Source organism: Alteribacter lacisalsi, assembly GCF_003226345.1.
Taxonomy (GTDB): domain Bacteria; phylum Bacillota; class Bacilli; order Bacillales; family Salisediminibacteriaceae; genus Alteribacter; species Alteribacter lacisalsi.
In genome coordinates this window covers 476,752-492,371 of sequence record NZ_PDOF01000003.1, presented here as the reverse complement: position 1 = coordinate 492,371, position 15,620 = coordinate 476,752, and the positions used below count along the sequence as shown (strand labels likewise).

14 protein-coding genes are annotated in these 15,620 nt (G+C 52.3%); 13 read left to right on the top strand and 1 reads right to left on the bottom strand.

Annotated features, from left to right (window positions below):
• Window positions 1-39: 39 nt before the first annotated feature.
• The gene (locus CR205_RS17210; protein ID WP_110521376.1) at window positions 40-1,371 is read right to left on the bottom strand and encodes an FAD-dependent oxidoreductase; all 1,332 of its coding nucleotides are present in this window, start codon (window positions 1,369-1,371) and stop codon (window positions 40-42) included.
• A gap of 152 nt (window positions 1,372-1,523) precedes the next feature.
• Between CR205_RS17210 and prfA the strand changes: the two genes are divergently transcribed.
• From prfA to CR205_RS20750, 13 genes are all read left to right on the top strand, one after another.
• Window positions 1,524-2,594, top strand: a complete 1,071-nt coding sequence (gene prfA / locus CR205_RS17205) for a peptide chain release factor 1 (protein WP_110521375.1) — start codon at window positions 1,524-1,526, stop codon at window positions 2,592-2,594.
• A 3-nt stretch (window positions 2,595-2,597) separates the two neighbouring features.
• A complete protein-coding gene (prmC, locus tag CR205_RS17200) occupies window positions 2,598-3,476 on the top strand; it encodes a peptide chain release factor N(5)-glutamine methyltransferase (RefSeq protein WP_110521374.1) in 879 nt (292 codons plus the stop codon).
• 350 nt (window positions 3,477-3,826) lie between these two features.
• Complete coding sequence (spoIIR, locus tag CR205_RS17195) at window positions 3,827-4,453, top strand: stage II sporulation protein R (RefSeq protein WP_110521373.1); 627 nt, start codon at window positions 3,827-3,829, stop codon at window positions 4,451-4,453.
• Window positions 4,454-4,581: 128 nt separating this feature from the next.
• Entirely contained in the window at window positions 4,582-5,034 is a 453-nt protein-coding gene (locus CR205_RS17190; protein ID WP_110521372.1) for a GNAT family N-acetyltransferase, read from the top strand.
• A gap of 153 nt (window positions 5,035-5,187) precedes the next feature.
• A complete protein-coding gene (locus CR205_RS17185; protein WP_110521371.1) occupies window positions 5,188-6,249 on the top strand; it encodes an L-threonylcarbamoyladenylate synthase in 1,062 nt (353 codons plus the stop codon).
• A gap of 88 nt (window positions 6,250-6,337) precedes the next feature.
• Window positions 6,338-6,853 carry a manganese efflux pump MntP gene (locus CR205_RS17180; RefSeq protein ID WP_110521574.1) on the top strand — a complete coding sequence of 172 codons (516 nt, stop codon included), beginning with the start codon at window positions 6,338-6,340 and terminating at the stop codon, window positions 6,851-6,853.
• Between the two features lie 133 nt (window positions 6,854-6,986).
• Window positions 6,987-7,649, top strand: a complete 663-nt coding sequence (locus CR205_RS17175; RefSeq protein WP_110521370.1) for a low molecular weight protein arginine phosphatase — start codon at window positions 6,987-6,989, stop codon at window positions 7,647-7,649.
• Window positions 7,650-7,733: 84 nt separating this feature from the next.
• Window positions 7,734-8,171 (top strand): ribose 5-phosphate isomerase B, encoded by a 438-nt coding sequence (gene rpiB, locus CR205_RS17170; RefSeq protein ID WP_110521369.1) that lies wholly within the window; start codon window positions 7,734-7,736, stop codon window positions 8,169-8,171.
• Between the two features lie 27 nt (window positions 8,172-8,198).
• The gene (locus CR205_RS17165; protein ID WP_110521368.1) at window positions 8,199-8,777 is read left to right on the top strand and encodes a TIGR01440 family protein; all 579 of its coding nucleotides are present in this window, start codon (window positions 8,199-8,201) and stop codon (window positions 8,775-8,777) included.
• 481 nt (window positions 8,778-9,258) lie between these two features.
• Window positions 9,259-10,494, top strand: a complete 1,236-nt coding sequence (gene glyA / locus CR205_RS17160) for a serine hydroxymethyltransferase (protein WP_110521573.1) — start codon at window positions 9,259-9,261, stop codon at window positions 10,492-10,494.
• Between the two features lie 393 nt (window positions 10,495-10,887).
• Complete coding sequence (upp, locus tag CR205_RS17155; protein WP_110521367.1) at window positions 10,888-11,517, top strand: uracil phosphoribosyltransferase; 630 nt, start codon at window positions 10,888-10,890, stop codon at window positions 11,515-11,517.
• Window positions 11,518-11,597: 80 nt separating this feature from the next.
• A complete protein-coding gene (gene wecB, locus CR205_RS17150; RefSeq protein ID WP_110521366.1) occupies window positions 11,598-12,746 on the top strand; it encodes a non-hydrolyzing UDP-N-acetylglucosamine 2-epimerase in 1,149 nt (382 codons plus the stop codon).
• Window positions 12,747-12,952: 206 nt separating this feature from the next.
• A complete protein-coding gene (locus tag CR205_RS20750; RefSeq protein WP_110521365.1) occupies window positions 12,953-15,226 on the top strand; it encodes a S8 family serine peptidase in 2,274 nt (757 codons plus the stop codon).
• Window positions 15,227-15,620: the final 394 nt, after the last annotated feature.

Sequence of the window (15,620 nt, the reverse complement as noted above, 5' to 3'; positions counted from 1 at the left end):
AAAAGAAACGGCACCTGAAGCCAAACAGGTGCCGTTTCTTTATTTGACCCGCCGGGAAGCCTGCTGGAGCGGATCCCAGACCCCGTTGTAGGGAGGCGCGTAACTTAAATCGAGATTTTCAATATCGCTCATGGTCATCCGGTGGTAAAGAGCGGTGGCAGCGACGTCGATCCGTTTGTCCACACCGCGCCTGCCGACAGCCTGCAGGCCGAGGAAATGGCCCGTAACCTTATGACTGACCACTTTTAGAAGAAGGGGTTCATTATCGGGATAGTAACCGGCGTGAGAGTGGCCTTCAAACGCATCACAGTCGCATGTAAAGTTCATTTCGTCCGCTTCCTGCTCCCCAAGACCGGTTTTCCCGACGGTGAGGTCGAAAAACTTCATAATCGACGTCCCGACAATACCCTGGAACGCCTGGGCAGCACCGCACATATTCATGCCGGCAATCCGCCCCTGTTTATTCGCGTGCGTGCCGAGCGGCTGATAATCATTTTTTTCCTTAATCCGGTGATACTGGGTAGCGCAGTCACCCGCCGCGTACAAATCCGGCATGTTCGTCTCCATATAGGCATTTACGATGATGGCGCCGTTATCAAGCGTGTGAACCCGGGAGCGGTCGATCATACCAGTGTTAGGTGTCACGCCCGCTGCAACGACGACCATATCGGCCCTGTAGGAATCCTGGTCAGTCACAACCTCACTTACGCGTCCATCACCGGAAAAGCGTTCGACAGTCTGACCGGTACAGACCTCGATCCCCATCCGCTTCGCTTCCTTTTCAATTTCCGCGCTGATTTCTTTATCGTAGCCCGAGCCGAGACGGTCAGCATGATCAATAATACGGACTTTTTTCTTTTTTTCCACAAGGTTTTCAGCCAGTTCTAGACCGATGTAGCCCCCGCCGATGATGGTGACGTTGAGGACGTTCGCCTTCATGTCTTCAAGAATACGTTCGGCATCAGGAATCGTCTTGAGGGTATGAATGCCGTCCAGTTCTTTTCCCTCAATCGGAGGCATCACCGGCGCGGCACCGGTGGCAATCAGGCACTTGTCATAGGAGAGCTCAAATGGCTCGTCCGTCTTCAGATTCGTCCCCCTGACCGTTTTACTGTCAGGATCAATCTCAGTAACCTGATGGTACACCCGGGCATCAATCCCGTACTCCTCTTCAAACGTGTCGCGGCTTCTTGCGATCAGTGACTCACTGTCAGGAGTGAGGCCTCCTATGTAATAAGGCAGGCCGCACTGGGCGTAAGAATAAATACCGCCCATTTCAAGCGTCGTGACCCGGGCTTCTTTGTCCCGGCGGACAATCTGCATGGCAGCGCTCATGCCTGCGGCGTCTCCGCCGATAATCACATAATTCATCGTGTCTTCCTCCTTCAGGTCGGTTCGTTCCTACTCTTTACTATCCCACTCCTTACGGTAAAAAAAACAGGATTTTGTCCGCGAAGCAGTTTTGACGGCACGTGCCGGCTGTACTATAATAAGACTGTTATGCAGAAGACGAGGTGAAGAAAATGTTTGATCGGTTACAGGCAGTTGAAGAACGGTACGAACGTTTGAATGAATTACTGATGGACCCGGACGTGATTTCGGATACGAACAAACTCCGTGAGTACTCCAAAGAGCAGTCCGATATTGAACAGACCGTACAGACATACCGGGAATATAAAGAAGTCAAAGGCCAGTATGACGATGCCCGTGAAATGCTAAATGACAATCTCGACGATGAGATGTACGAAATGGTGAAAATGGAAATGGAGGAACTTCAGGACCGCATCCCGCCTCTTGAAGATAAGCTTCGTGTGCTTCTTCTTCCGAAAGATCCGAATGACGATAAAAACGTTATCGTTGAGATCCGCGGCGCGGCCGGTGGAGACGAGGCGGCGCTGTTTGCCGGCGACCTTTACCGCATGTATTCCCGTTTTGCCGAGGAGCAGGGCTGGAAAACGGAAGTGATCGAGTCCAACCAGACGGGGATCGGCGGCTTTAAGGAAGTTATCTTCCTGGTAAACGGAAAAGGCGCCTACTCGAAGCTGAAGTACGAAAACGGTGCTCACCGCGTGCAGCGCGTACCTTCCACCGAATCCGGCGGCCGGATCCATACGTCCACGGCGACCGTGGCGGTCATGCCGGAAGCGGAAGAAGTGGAAGTGGACATCCACGAAAAGGATATCCGTGTGGACACATTTGCATCCAGCGGTCCTGGCGGACAGAGCGTAAACACGACCATGTCAGCCGTTCGTCTGACGCACTTGCCGACTAATACTGTGGTATCGTGCCAGGACGAAAAATCCCAGATCAAGAACAAGGATAAAGCGATGAAGGTTCTTCGTGCCCGGATCTATGATAAAGTGCAGAAGGAAGAGCAGGCCAAATACGATGAAACCCGTAAGTCGGCTGTTGGTACCGGCGACCGTTCCGAACGGATCCGCACATATAACTTCCCGCAGAGCCGCGTCACCGATCACCGTATCGGCCTTACGATTCAGAAGCTCGACCAGATTCTTCATGGAAAACTGGACGAAATCATTGACGCCCTGATCGTGGAAGAGCAGTCAAAAGCAATGGAAGAAGCAGGAGAATAACAGATGAGCGTACGTTTATTCGAAGCCCTGCAGAGGGCTTCTTCTTTTTTGGAAAAACAGAATGTGGAGCCGGGTGTGGCTGAGGTGCTTTTGAGCCACCATACAGGCTGGAGCCGTTCCCGCTGGCTGGCAGAGCTGCAGACAGAGATGGAGGCGGCTTCGTTTGAGGCGTTCTGGAACGACGTGGAGCGAGCCGGAAAGGGTGAGCCGGTGCAGCATATTACCGGTGTGGAGCAGTTTTACGGTCGTGAGTTCCGTGTATCGGCCGATGTCCTTATTCCCCGGCCGGAAACCGAGGAACTGGTGGAAGGTGTCCTTCGTGAGATTGATGCGCGTTACCCTGACGATCGGCCGCTGCGAATCGTAGATGTTGGAACAGGAAGCGGCATCATTGCCGTATCGCTTGCAAAGGAGCTTGCAGGAAGACGCGGCGCGGTCCGTGTGGACGCAGTGGATATTTCGCCTGCGGCCCTTGAGACGGCACGTCTGAATGCCCAGCTGCTTAAAGTGGACGTAACGTTCCACTTAGGGGACCTTCTGGAGCCCGTAATCGCTGACGGCGAGCCGGTGGACGTTGTTGTTTCAAATCCGCCGTACATCCCTGACTGCGAGCGGGAAAATCTTGCTGTGAACGTGCGGGAATACGATCCTGCTGCGGCGCTGTTTGGGGGCGAGGACGGTCTCGTACTCTACCGCAGGCTGGCTGATCAGCTCCCCGATGTTTTACGTGAAGACGGCTTTGCTGCGTTTGAGATCGGCTTCGATCAGGGAGAGACCGTACCGTCTCTCGTGCAGGCGGCCTTCGGACCCGAATGGCGCGGCCGAGTTGAGGTGCAGCAGGACCTGAACCGAAATGACCGCATGTTGTTTGTTTACAGATAGCGTATTTATAGGAGGCTGTCCCTTTGGAGTTGCGGAGGGGCGGCCTTTTGGTGCTTCCGGTGATCCTATCACTTCGGTGAAGGCCACTGTCTTTAGTAGTGATAAGAATGCAGGGGTTCAGCCATAACTCGGAAAAAAGAGAGCTATGGTCCAACTTTAACGAAGTAGAGCCATGAATCACAAACGATCATTATTACTAAATATCCCGACTCCCCCCGATGCCTCATCACCATACACAACCCTCCTCCCCACAAAATCCGCGCGGCTCTGTCACAACCTGTCGCACGAAACCCTGTTTAGCTTCCTATCACCATGACCAGACTTATTGGTGAGAGGAAGGTGTCAGAAAAATGAGACAAAAAAGATCCACAATATATACGATGATTGCTTTGATTGTTATGATGATGAGCTGGGAAGCCCAGCAGGTGAATCCTGCTTTTGCAAACGACCCGAACGCTATTCCAGAAGAGTCCATCCGCCTTAGAATTCTTGCAAACAGTAACGCACCGATGGATCAGCTGGCTAAGCGCAATATACGTGATGCGGTCAACGTTCAGATCACAGAATGGGTTGAGGAGATTGATTCCCTTGATGAAGCCCGCACACTGATTTCATCCCGCCTGGATGAACTGGATCAGATCGTAGCAGAAGAACTGGAGAGAGCAGGCAGCAGCCAGTCGTTTGAAGTTTCCTACGAGAACGTTCAATTTCCGACCAAGCTTTACGGCAATTTTCTTTATCCCGCTGGGGAGTACGAAGCAGTCCTTGTTTCCCTTGGTGACGGACTCGGTGATAACTGGTGGTGCGTCCTGTTCCCGCCGCTCTGCTTCCTTGATTTCGCCAATGGGGATGCGGTGGACCAGGAGGAGCAATCCGGGGACGACAGCGAAAGTGCAGAACAGCAGGAGGAGGAAGTAGAAGTCACATTTTTCTTCATTGAATTCTTCGGCGGGCTGAAAGACCGGATCTTCGGTTAAACCCGTAAAACCTAAACACCTGGCATAATCGGGCTCACCGGCACATAGAGTGGTAGCAAAAGGCAGTCAAAATACGGACAAACCTCCTGAACACTGCCGCCACTCTATTGCCGAAAGGATGAGCGCGTGTGGGTGTGATCGTAAGAAAAGCAGAACCGGAAGATACGCTTCAGCTGCAGAGACTCCTGGCCAAAGCAGGCGTCACGGAGCAGGTCTATGATGAACAGCCGACCGAGTTTATCGTAGCGGAAACAGAGGACAAGTCCCTCGTCGGCACCGCCGGACTGACAGTTCTGACCAAAGAGGAAGTACTGCTTCGATCCCTCGTGATCGATTCGGAAAAAACCGGAGCCGTTTTTCTCCTTGAATTTCTTGAAACGGCAACCGCTTTTGCCAGGCAGAAGAGCTTTACCAGCCTGTATCTGATGACGTCAGGCCAGCAGGGCTTTCTCGAGCAGGTGGGATTTTCCACTCTAGCAGAGAACAGCATTCCGCACAGTTTAAAACAATCGGAACACTACCGGAAAAATGTAAAACGCAGCCCAAAAGTGATGCACATGTGTCTCACTGTGAATAACTGACTGTTTTGCTAACAGGTTACTAACACAAAAGAAAAGTTATCCACCCCATCGTGTGGATAACTTTTCTTTTGTCCTCCCGTTTTCTCTGGGCCTTGCTGTATTGACATTCACCACCAGGAAACGCAAAATAGACACAGCAGGAGGGAACCAATCATGAACGCACGTAATTATACTCATTATTTTATTGTGGATATAAATGTGGATAACTTATCCGAAAACCAGGCTGTTAAAGATGCGGCTGCCCTTTTAAGAAAGAACGAGACAGTCGCTTTTCCAACCGAAACGGTTTACGGGCTCGGGGGAAACGCCTTGTCCGGAGAGGCGATTGCCCGGATTTTCAAGGCGAAAGGAAGACCCGCCGATAATCCGCTCATTGCCCATGTGGCTGATAAAGAGGACATCTACCGCTACACGGAAGATGTGAACGAAAAAGCAGAGCAGCTGATCGACGCCTTCTGGCCCGGTCCACTCACGCTTATTTTTCCACACAACGGCTCGCTCTCTGAGGCGGTTACAGCCGGTCTTCCGACTGTGGCCATTCGCATGCCCGGCCATCCTCTGGCCCTTGCCCTGATCAGGAAGGCCGGCGTCCCGGTTGCAGCTCCAAGTGCGAATACATCGGGCAGACCGAGTCCCACGTCAGCTGCTCACGTGCGCGTTGACCTGGACGGGAAAATTGCAGCGGTTGTCGATGGGGGAGCCACAGGCGTCGGACTCGAGTCGACAGTAGTGGACTGCTCTGGTGACATTCCGGTTATTCTCCGGCCTGGCGGTATTACGAAAGAACAGCTTGAGGAGGTAATCGGACCTGTCGAGGTGGACCCGGCACTGGCGGCAGAAACAGCCGCGCCTCGCTCTCCGGGAATGAAATACACCCATTACGCTCCTAATGCGGCCCTGACCGTTGTAGAAGGCTCCGACCGCTTTTTTCAGGAACAGATTGATGAGGCGGCCAGAAGCGGCCGTCGTGTCGGCATTCTTGTCCCGGAAGAAAAAGCAGGACGGTACACGGGAGCAGCAGAACAGGTGGTGTGCGGAAGTTCCCATGACTTGCGGACCGTTGCCAGAGACTTGTATGCCGGCCTAAGAGCGTTCGACCTGAGCGGCAGATCCGACGTCATTTTTGCCGCAGCAGTGCCTGAAACTGATATTGGCCAGGCGGTCATGAACCGGCTTCGGAAAGCAGCGGGAAACCGCATCGTTTCGGAAAAATAAACAGAAATAAACCCCCTTGGACGTGCATACGGATGAAGTAGCACGTCCAAGGGGGGATTTTGTGTTAGGAGAAGCACTTACTCTCGGAATGATGGCTTTTGCCTTAAGTCTGGATGCATTCTCGATCTCCGTGGGTATGGGGATGATTGGGCTGAGATTGCGCCAAATTGTCATGATCGGAATGACTGTCGGGCTTTTTCACGTGATGATGCCTCTTCTTGGAATCGTCCTTGGCAAGCTCGTTTCGCAATATATCGGTGTGTTTGCTTATATCCTCGGTGCCGCGCTGCTTCTGTACATCGGCATGCAGATGATCCGGTCGTCTTTTTCCGACGATACAGGACCCGCTTTTAGTCCGATCGGCTGGGGCCTGATCCTATTTGCCCTTACTGTCAGCATCGATAGCTTTTCTGCTGGCCTCAGTCTCGGCATGCTCGGTGCGAAAACCTTTGTGACACTCGTCAGCTTCGGGCTCTTCAGCGCACTCCTGACCTGGGCCGGGCTCTTCCTGGGCAGAAAAGCAGAGGGGGTCCTAGGCAGGTACAGTGAGATGCTCGGCGGCTGTATCCTGATCGGCTTCGGTGTTAAAATATTATTCATTTAAAAAACTGTCTTCCGCACATGGAGGCAGTTTTTTTACATGGAACGAATCGTACGTTTACAATCGGGCCGTGTGGTAAAATATACGTGTAGCAGTTTAACAGATTAATTTTGCGTTCAGGAGGTTTGAACCGCACATGAAAAATATATTGTTTGTATGTACCGGCAACACGTGCCGGAGCCCTGCAGCAGAAGCTGTGTACAGGAAAAAAGCGAAAGAGGCTTCGCTTGAAACGGATGTGAAATCGGCAGGCATGTACGGCATGCCGGGGATGGGGCTTTCACAAGGCTCGCGGAACGCCCTGGACGAACGAAACATCCCCCATTCCCATCAATCCCAAACCGTAACAGAAGAACTTCTCGACTGGGCGGATCTTGTACTGACGATGACACAGGACCACAAACGACGGCTGATTGAGCAGTTTCCCCATATGAACAAGATCGTCTATACGTTAAAGGAATATGCCTACGACACCTCTGAGAACCGGGAAAAAAAGCGGATGCTCGACCGGGAGGCAGCTGAACTTGAGATGAAACGGGTCCGCTTTATCAACGACAACCAGGACAAAGTGGAAGAGTATAATGCCACTGGAGACTTAGTCAAACAGCAGGAGCTGGAGCGAGAGCTGTTAGAGGAGATCAGACCTCATCAGGAAGCGATTGATCAGATCCTACAGGACTATCCGTCAATCGATGTGGTCGACCCGTTCGGAGGAAGCGATCAGATCTACAGAGACACGCTTTCTGAAATTGAGGAAGCGGTGGATCGGCTGGTGGAAAAACTGAAACAGGGTGACTGACCGGGAAAGCATAGTTGCCCGTACCGGACCATTCTGGGAAAATAAACACATCATGGCTTTACGAACCTAAGGAGGATACAAACGATGAAAGTAGCAATCGGATCAGACCACGGCGGAAGAAATCTGAAAGAAGAAATAAAATCACTCATGGACGAGCTTGGTATTACCTACACGGACGTAGGCTGTGACTGCAGCGACTCAGTCGATTACCCTGACTACGGCATTCCTGCTGCCGAAATGGTAGCAAACGGGGAAGTGGACCGGGGAATCGTGATATGCGGAACAGGCATCGGTATGAGCATTGCCGCCAACAAAGTGAAAGGCATCCGCTGCGCGCTGGTGCATGATCTGTTCAGCGCAAAAGCCACCCGGGAACATAACGACAGCAACGTTCTTTCCATGGGTGAGCGGGTGATTGGACCGGGACTGGCCAGAGAAATCGCAAAAGTATGGCTAACCACGGAATTTGAAGGCGGACGCCACGCCACCCGGATCGGAAAAATCGCCAGCTACGAAAACTGATTTGTTACTCTGAAAGGAGGGACTGCGATGAAAATCGAACCGGCTCGACTAACGGAAGACCTGACAACAGCGCTTCGGGATTTGCAGAAACAGGCAGGCTTTCGCCCCGGTCAAATCGTGGTAGTGGGGACGAGTACGAGTGAAGTGAAGGGCGAGCATATCGGTACGGCCGGCGCCATGGAAATCGCCGGCGCCCTTTGGGAAGCGTTTGACCTGTTCCGCCGGGAAACCGGCGTTCATCTGGTGTTTCAGTGCTGCGAGCATTTAAACCGCGCTCTTGTGATTGAAGAGGAGGCGGCCGCGGAATGGCGTCTTGATAACCAGGTGTCGGCCATCCCGATGCCGAAAGCCGGGGGCTCCATGGCCTCCTTTGCGTATCGTCAGATGAACCGCCCCGTTCTGGTGGAAAACCTGCAGGCCCACGGCGGAGTCGACATCGGTGATACACTGATCGGCATGCATCTCCGACCGGTAGCGGTACCGGTCAGAAGCCCGATCAAGGCAGTCGGAGAAGCGCACCTGACTCTCGCCCGCACCAGGCCGAAGCTGATCGGCGGCGAACGAGCAGTATATAAAGTACCGCAAGACGGCACGTTTTGTGACTGATTTGACGTTTAATTTACGACCCGGAAGCCTGATGGCCTCCGGGTTGAGTTTTTTCTGCGCTCATCGTTAGAATCATTCTTGTTAGCGGATATCGGCGGGAGATCGCGGATAAAATGAAATTATCGCGGATATATTGAGGAAATCGCGGATATCCAGCTAGGATAGCGGATATAATAAGAAATTCGCGGATAAACATCCGTCGCCCCATAGCGGATCGAGGATACGCCGACCAGCCCCATCCCAATTCAAGCCCTCTGAAGCCGCTCCGCTCTTTTTTCCGGAAAAGTCTGAATGCGGGGTGAAAACTGGCCTTGAAATACGGTATACTGGGTAAGGTGAGTGAGCGTAACTGGGCCCGGACCGCCGGGGCAGTTAGATCACTCCGGAATTTATCAGCAAAACACCAACCGCGATGCCGTCTGGTACGGATTCATTTGAGGAGGCGAAAGAAGGTATGGAAACGTTGAACGATACGCAGCGAATGACACATATCAAGAAACAGGACGATGACGTGTTTAAGGCAATGAACAATGAACTGGAGCGCCAGCAGGAGAACATCGAGCTGATCGCATCAGAGAACTTTGTTTCGGAAGCAGTGATGGAAGCGCAGGGATCTGTGCTGACGAATAAATACGCCGAAGGTTATCCGGCGAAACGCTATTATGGCGGATGTGAGCATGTGGACGTGGTCGAGAATATTGCCCGCGACCGTGCCAAGCGCCTGTTCGGTGCCGATCATGTTAACGTCCAGCCTCACTCCGGGGCCCAGGCGAACATGGCAGTTTATTATACGATTCTGGACCAGGGTGACACCGTGCTCGGCATGAACCTCAATCATGGAGGACATCTGACTCACGGAAGCCCTGTCAACTTCAGCGGCAAGCAGTATAACTTTGTGGACTACGGTGTGGATAAGGATAAGCAGGTGATCGATTATGATGACGTTCGTGCGAAAGCGATTGAGCACAAGCCGAAACTGATCGTAGCCGGAGCCAGTGCGTATCCACGCAGTATTGATTTCTCGAAATTCCGTGAGATTGCTGACGAAGTGGACGCTTACCTGATGGTGGACATGGCACATATCGCCGGTCTCGTTGCTGCCGGTCTTCACCCGAACCCGGTACCGCACGCCGACTTTGTGACCACCACTACGCACAAAACCCTCCGCGGCCCCCGCGGGGGAATGATTCTTTGCAAAGAGGAGTATGCAAAGAAGATTGACAAAGCTATTTTCCCGGGTCTTCAGGGCGGTCCGCTTATGCACGTGATCGCAGCGAAGGCTGTTGCCCTTGGCGAAGCACTCGGCGATGAGTTTACCGGCTACGCGAAAAAAGTAACTGAAAACGCTGCTGTTCTTGCTGAAACCCTGAAAGAAGAAGGCGTCAACCTTGTATCCGGCGGCACGGACAACCACCTTGTCCTGCTGGATCTGCAGAGCCTCGGCATTACCGGTAAAGTGGCGGAGGAAGCTCTTGACGACGTGAAAATTACCACGAACAAAAACACGATTCCATTTGATCCGGAAAGTCCGTTCGTGACAAGCGGTCTTCGTCTCGGTACTGCTGCAGTAACATCCCGCGGTTTTGGAAAAGACGAAATGAAACAGGTCGGAAAAATCATGGCCGCAGTTCTGAAAAACCACGATAAAGAAGACGTCCTGAACGCGGCGCGTGAAGATGTGGTTAAACTCACAAGCGGATTCCCGCTGTATAAGTAATGACTGAAAGGCGCCTGATAAGGGCGTCTTTTTTTAAGGGTCTGTGGAAAACTGTGACGAATTTTGTGAGTAACTATTTGTGTTCTGTGAATGACTTTCCACAATTGTGAATAAAGTTGTAGTTTTTGTGGATAAACCCGGGTCCCAAGTCCCTTTTTGTGGATATATACGCAGCCAAATGTGGATAACTGCAGTTTCAGCTGCTAAAACGGTGAATCGGCATCATAAACGGCTTCCCATACGCCGAAAAACCTTCCGAAGCCCCGGTTTATCCACAAAGAAGAGGGGAACAGAAAGACAACCTTTATTTTTCACCTTGATATGCCGGGGCTTTTTATGTAGAATCTTGAAAGGGAACGGAAAGACAAAGCGAGAAAAGGAGCGGGATGGAGCATGAGTAAAGTGTACGTTTTTGATCATCCGTTAATTCAGCACAAGCTGACGTATATTCGGGATAAGCAGACAGGGACTAAGGAGTTTCGTGAGCTTGTGGATGAAGTAGCGAGCCTTATGGCATTTGAAATTACACGGGAACTTCCGTTGCAGGACGTGGAGATTGAAACGCCGGTCGGTCCGGCTACAAGTAAGACAATTGCAGGGAAAAAGCTCGGTCTTGTACCGATCCTCCGCGCCGGTCTCGGTATGGTGGACGGAATTCTGAAGCTCATCCCGGCAGCCAAAGTCGGTCACGTCGGGCTGTATCGCGACCCTGAGACGCTGGAACCGGTCGAGTATTACGTCAAGCTTCCCAATGATGTGGAAGAGCGTGAATTTATCGTAATCGATCCGATGCTTGCTACAGGCGGATCAGCTGTTGAAGCGATTCATTCCCTTAAAAAGCGCGGCGCCAGAAACATTAAGCTCATGTGTCTCGTTGCTGCTCCTGAAGGGGTGGAAGTGCTTCAGCGCGACCATCCTGATGTGGATATCTATCTTGCAGCAATGGATGAAAAACTGAACGAAAAAGGCTACATCGTGCCTGGTCTCGGAGATGCAGGAGACCGCCTGTTCGGGACAAAATAAACGGATCGTTCAAGGGAGGGGTGTGCTGTAAAAGGCCGTCCCTCCCTCCCTCTATATATAAAGAGAAACAGGTGATAAAGATGGCGGAAAAACGGAAGGTGATGACCATATTCGGAACGCGGCCGGAAGCGATTAAAATGTGCCCCCTCGTTCTGGAACTGGAAAAGCACCATGAAGAAATCGAATCGATTGTCACTGTGACCGGACAGCACAGGGAGATGCTCGATCAGGTGCTCGGCATTTTCGGGGTAACGCCGGACGAGGATCTGAACGTTATGCAGTCCCGGCAGACGCTGACCGAGGTTACCACCCGCACGCTTGAAGGTCTGGACGAGGTAATGAAACGTCTGAAGCCTGACTTGGTCCTCGTTCACGGGGACACAACGACTACATTTGCTGCGAGTCTTGCCGCCTTCTACAATCAGATTGCCGTGGGCCACGTGGAGGCGGGGCTTCGAACGTGGGACAAATATTCCCCTTTCCCGGAAGAAATGAACCGCCAGCTCACCGGAGTCATCAGCGATCTTCACTTCGCTCCGACCGATAAGGCAGCGGAGAACCTCACATCCGAGGGAAAAAAGGACGAGTCGATTTTCATAACCGGTAACACGGCCATCGACGCCCTAAAAACGACGGTGGATAAAGGATATACTCACCCCGTGCTCAAGGAGGTCGGCAGCGACCGCCTGATTCTCCTTACAGCCCACCGCCGTGAAAATCTCGGCGAGCCGATGCGCAATATGTTCCGTGCGATTAAGCGGCTTGTGAAAGAACATGACGATGTTCAGGTCGTGTACCCGGTGCACCTCAACCCCGCGGTCCGGGAGGCGGCGGACGAAGTACTCGGAAACGATCCGCGTATCCACCTGATCGAGCCGCTTGGGGTCCGTGACTTCCATAACTTTGCTGCCAGAGCCTGCATGATCCTGACCGATTCGGGGGGCGTGCAGGAGGAAGCGCCATCTCTCGGCGTACCTGTACTCGTGCTGCGCAGCACAACCGAGCGTCCCGAAGGAGTCGATGCGGGCACCTTGAAGCTTGCCGGAACCGGGGAAGAAGATATTTACAGTCTGGCAAAAGAACTATTAACCAGTCCGGAAGCGCGTCAGGCCATGTCCAAGGCATCCAATCCATACGGGGATGGACATGCGTCTGCCCGCATAGTGGAGGCGATCCGCTACCATTACGGGTACCGTCCGGATCGGCCGCAGCCATTCAGCGCATATTAAATACTATTAAGCTGATCTGCAGAAGCGCAGGTCAGCTTTTTTAGTTAGGAGATATTCTGAAAAGCTGCGGATGCCTGGAATGAACGAGCGAACGCTCTTATAATACGAAACCCTGACGATTCCCATCTTTCCTCACCTGTTCCCGCATGAAAAGCTCCCAACTCTCGCATGCTATAGAGTAACTTTTACATTGGAGGGGTCAGAGCATGAGAACGCTTGTATGGCGGCTGATTGCAGGAACAATAATCGCAATGCTGATGATGCCGGCTTACGGCCTGGCAGAGGACACAGAGCAATACTTTCCGAAACGGCCGCCGATGCCTGTGACGGGTGATCCGGACGAACGCCAAATCATCATTGTGGAAGCTGAAGGAGATTCGGCAGAGGCAATGGCGCGGGTTCAGGAGGAGATACCGGATGCGGAAATCCGCCGGACATTTATGACCCTTTACAACGGCTTTTCCCTTGAAATCAGCCAGAAGGATCTCGACAGGCTTCAGTCCATCAAAGGAATTCGCCGGATCGATCCCGTCGCCGTTTACGAAACCTCGATGGACGAAAGTGTCCCCTTCATCGGGGGCCGGGAAATCCGCCGGATGCTTGATGAAAGAGGAGACAACCTGACTGGAAAAGGGGTGAAGGTCGGCGTGATTGATACCGGCATCGACTACAACCATCCGGACCTTCGCGATAGTTACCGCGGCGGCTATGACGTGGTGGATGAGGACGAAGATCCGATGGAAACCCTCCAGGATGAAGGGGCACCAACGATGCACGGGACACACGTAGCGGGGATCATCGGGGCCAATGGACGGCTGAAAGGCGTGGCCCCGGAAGCTGAAATCTACGGCTACCGGGCGCTCGGACCAACCGGTATGGGCACGACCGAGCAGGTGATCGCAGCGATCGAGAAAGCGGTGGAGGATGGGGTGGACGTGATCAACCTTTCTCTCGGCAACACCGTTAACGGACCGGACTGGCCGACGAGCGTGGCCCTCGATAAAGCGGTGGAAGAAGGTGTTGTGGCGGTTACTTCCAACGGAAACAGCGGTCCGAATCTGTGGACTGTCGGCTCGCCGGGTACTTCCTCCAGAGCGATCAGCGTAGGGGCATCCACGCCGCCGCTGAAAGTTCCTTATCTGACCTTCGAAAGAAACGACGGAGAAGAGTGGGGCATGATTCCGATGCAGCGGGCAAAGCCATGGAACATGAAACGTGACGAGCCGATCGTGTATGCCGGCCTCGGGAGAAAAGAAGACTTTGAAAACACGGATGTGAAAGGCAAAATCGCACTCGTGGAGCGGGGAATTGTCACGTTCACCGTTAAGGCGAAAGAAGCACAGAAAGCCGGTGCGGCAGGGCTGATCGTATACAATAACCGGGACGGAGAGTTCGCCGGAACACTTGAAGAGATGCTCGACATTCCCGTGGTCAGTATGGCGAAAGAAGACGGAGAACAGCTCCGTGACATCATAACCAAAACAGATCATCCGTACATCAGAACGATTTACAGGGAGGAAGAAGACCTGATTGCCCCGTTCAGCTCAAGAGGACCGGTCACTTATTCATGGGAAGTAAAGCCGGATCTTGTCGCCCCTGGTGTATCGATCGACAGCACAGTGCCAAAAGGGTATATGGATATGAACGGAACCAGTATGGCAGCGCCGCACATTGCAGGGGCCGCAGCTCTGATTCTCCAGAAATACCCGGACTGGACGCCGGATCAGGTGAAAGCAGCTTTAATGAACACCGCTAAACAGGTGACGGACCGTGATGGCAATATCCAGCCCCCACACGTACAGGGAACCGGAAGGGTGGATTTGGCAAAAGCACTGACCGCGGAAACTCTCGTTTATCCCGGGGCGGTGAGCTTTGGGAAATGGCTGAGAAACGAACGTCGCATTGAAAAAACAGTGAAAGTTACGGTTGATAATCAGTCTGACGAAAGAAAGCGGTATACAATTGATCCTCCCTTCGATGTACCGGACGGGATCCAGTGGAAAGTGCCGTTCTCCTTTTATCTGAATCCCGGTGAAAAACGGGAAGTGCCAATTATCATGGACATTCTCCCGGCTGTTTTTGAAGGAGGCATGTATCACGGAATTATAGAAGTAAAAAGCAGGGATGAAACGATTAATGTACCATATCTATTTTTCGTCGAGGAACCGGACTACCCGCGGGTGATGGCCTTCATGCTCGAGCAGACCGCAGACGAGAACATCTATCAGTATGAAGTATACCTGCCGGGAGGGGCTGAGGAATTCGGCATCGTCTTATACGATCCTGACACGTTTGAGTATCTCGATTACATCGAAGCCCGTACCGATGTGGAGCGGGGAATGCTTGAAGAGAAACTGGAAATTACCGGTCTCGAACCCGGGATTTACAAAGCGCTGATTTTTGCCTCCCAGGACGGCAAGGAAGACACGATTGAGCGCGATATTTTCATCGGCTCCGGCCTGACGGAACACGCTCCCTAAATGCCTGTCAGGCTGGAGGGCAGCCGATACAGGCCAGACACAACCGGCGGATACCACTCTGCCGGTTTTGCCGTGTGTTCAGAAAAGAACAGAATAGTTTACTGAAAATTAAAACATCTATTTTCTTCTTATAACGCAACACATGAAAATAGATTTTATGTATAATGTGTATTGTGATATTTTTCTCAATTCGACGGAAAATACGGACAGGTGTGAAAGCGCTTTTCTGAATGTCGGGAAATTTCCTGATTTTTTTCCCGATACTGAATTGACAGAGGTGGACCACTATTATACGATTGCAGAGGGTATGCAGGCTTTCGTACATAAGGTATCCGATATGTCGTAGCCGCTCGAAAAAAGGACAGGCTCTTTTGCATCGAGGATTCGAAAAAGT